Raw genomic sequence first — 2,336 nt, 5'->3', positions numbered from 1 at the left:
TGACCACCCGGTAGTCGCCGATATAGCCGGTGTCCCCGCCCACTCACCGAGTTTCGCACATTCCCGCTGCACAAAAGGACCCGAATTCGGCGGAATCAAGCTCCGGGCGGACGGCAAGAGGTTGGGCAGCTTTTGGACCTGTTTAGATCGGGGGGCCCAGCGATTGGGTCACGCGTCGGTAGGCATGCTCAAGGTTCCGCGTCTGGCGGCCGCGGCGCGTCGCTGCCTTCAGCCAGGGCGGCGAGTGCGGCTGACCGCAGTGCAGCGTCACCGGTCAGCGCACTGGGGTTCAGGTCCGCGAGCGCTGTTCGTGCTCGGTCGTATCGACGTCGGCTGCGGTCCAGGTCAGCGGCGGCGGCGTCAACTGCGTCGAGTGCGCGTCGGATCCGTCCCGCGTCAGAGGTGTCATCCGGATCGCCGGTGGCCAGTAGCGCGCCGACGGTAACGTCCAGTGCGTGGGCGAGTGCGTCCGCCTCGGCGATGTCGACGCGGCGCTGTTGATGCTCGATTCGCTGGATGGTGTTTTGCATCCAGCGATGTCCGTAGGTGGCCATTCTTTGGGCGAGCTGTGCTTGTGAAAGCCCGCGCTGCTCACGGAGCGAGCGCACGTTACGCGCGAATCGTGCGCTCAAGTCGTCCACCATAAACCTCTTTTTATCATCGGCGCCGACCACACCATGTGGTTGACGCGGCGACCCAGCGATTGCAAAATGTGGTTATTGATAACCACAGACAGCAATCGGAGTCCTGATGGCCGCACCCCTCGATGATTCAAGCGAATACGTCGCCGTCGAAACCACATTTCGTGTAGAAGTCACCCTGCGAGCCATCAACCAGCCGTTCGAGGCCTCGTTGATTCGCGAAAACCTGCGATGGTTCAGCGACGAACCCGACCCCGACATCTCCGAGTACGTAGTCTGCGAGCACAAGCTCACGGTGCCCCTTCCTAATCTTTTCGCCGACCTCGATCGGTGGTTAGTCGCTGAGCATCGACTACGGGTGCTGCCACGCTCGTGGCAGCCGCGCGAAGCTGGCCCCGACGTCGGCCTCCTACTGTATTTGGAGGGCCGCGCGGTTCCAGCGCACCCGATAACCAGCGGCCCGCTTGGCTGCTGGGCCTCCTAGCACGCGCATCACGCCAGCAGAGGCGGATCACCGCACATCAGGATGTCGCTTGAATAGCCAGCATCTGACCTACTATGCGCCGAACCTCGGGCACTCATCTCATTGCGAGAGAGATTGATTCGCGACGTGCGTACATGAACGACATGTACAAGCTGCAACCAGACGGGCCATTCGATCTAGGCCTGCACAGTGACCAAATGGCACGCTGTCAGCCTGCAGCTTGAGTCGGCTTCCGGCAGATCGCGGCTGTGTGCTGGGCGAGCTGCTGGTGCCCGCGTGCATGAATGAGGACGTCGCAGATGTCCACGACGTCCTCATTTCTGGGTGGGTGCTTTACCGGCCCGGTGTGTACGCGGCCGGCAGTGAGTTCGGCGCGACGGGTGTGCGGTCGAGCGCCAGGTGCCACTTATCCAGCCACGGCTCCACCAGCTCGGCGACAGCACCGGTGCCGTCGTCGTTGCCACGGATCGTGATTCCGACGGCGGTGGCGGTGCCATCGGCGTTGCGGTAGTACACCGGCCCTCCGGAGTCACCTTTAGCCGCCTTGGCGGTGAAGGCCACCTTGGTGGGGGTGATTTCTGTGACGGCCCCGCACTCGAGCCCGGTAGCCAACCCGAACTTGCACAGCGTCTGCCCGACCTGCAGCCGGACGGGATGGGCCACGCCGGTGACCGGCCGAATCCCGATGATGCGGGTGTCTGTCGGCGCCGACGCGTTCAGCTCGACAAGCGCGATATCGGGAGCTTCCCCTACGTTTCCTTGATGAACGCTGTCGGTGAAGGTGCCGACGAAATCGTAATTCCCAGCGGCGTTCTTGTACGCGACCGGGCCGCCGTGATCGCAGTGTCCGGCGGTTAGAAACCCGGGCCGACCCGTGTCAGTGTGAACAAGGAAGCCCGCACTGCATGTGTCACCACCGGGCGGCGTGGCGTTGTAGGTCGCCAGACCGATGCCGGGCGTGATGGCAGGGGTTGGGGGCAGCGGGGGAGCGGCCACGGCGGTGGTGGCGGTGGCCAGCGCGAGCAGGGCACCAGTCACCACTGCGGCTGCGGCTTTGATTGCTTGCATTGCATCCACCTCCTCCCCGCGCCGATATGTCATGACAAGGCCCAATCATTATCCCTTATTCCGCGACTGGTCGGTAGCTTGTTACGCCGAAGGTGTGTGACCTGCGGGTTTAGCCACATCTCGCGGGGTTCTGTCGGCGTGTT

General features: G+C 63.4%; 3 protein-coding genes. 1 reads left to right on the top strand and 2 read right to left on the bottom strand.

The genetic code is table 11. The annotated features are described in order from the left end of the window. Window positions 1-188: 188 nt before the first annotated feature. Window positions 189-674, bottom strand: coding sequence for a helix-turn-helix domain-containing protein (locus AWC14_RS14850; RefSeq protein ID WP_084031165.1), 486 nt, complete (start codon window positions 672-674; stop codon window positions 189-191). Window positions 675-750: 76 nt separating this feature from the next. Between AWC14_RS14850 and AWC14_RS14845 the strand changes: the two genes are divergently transcribed. Then, window positions 751-1,125 carry a hypothetical protein gene (locus AWC14_RS14845; protein ID WP_084031166.1) on the top strand — a complete coding sequence of 125 codons (375 nt, stop codon included), beginning with the start codon at window positions 751-753 and terminating at the stop codon, window positions 1,123-1,125. Between the two features lie 333 nt (window positions 1,126-1,458). On the opposite strand, the gene AWC14_RS14840 is transcribed toward AWC14_RS14845, so the two are convergent. Next, complete coding sequence (locus AWC14_RS14840) at window positions 1,459-2,193, bottom strand: S1 family peptidase (protein ID WP_095955792.1); 735 nt, start codon at window positions 2,191-2,193, stop codon at window positions 1,459-1,461. Window positions 2,194-2,336: the final 143 nt, after the last annotated feature.

Origin of the sequence: Mycobacterium kyorinense (assembly GCF_002101735.1) — a bacterium.
In the GTDB taxonomy this organism is placed as follows: Bacteria; Actinomycetota; Actinomycetes; order Mycobacteriales; family Mycobacteriaceae; genus Mycobacterium; species Mycobacterium kyorinense.
Note: the sequence above shows the minus strand (reverse complement) of the source record. Positions and strands in the feature narration are given on the sequence as shown.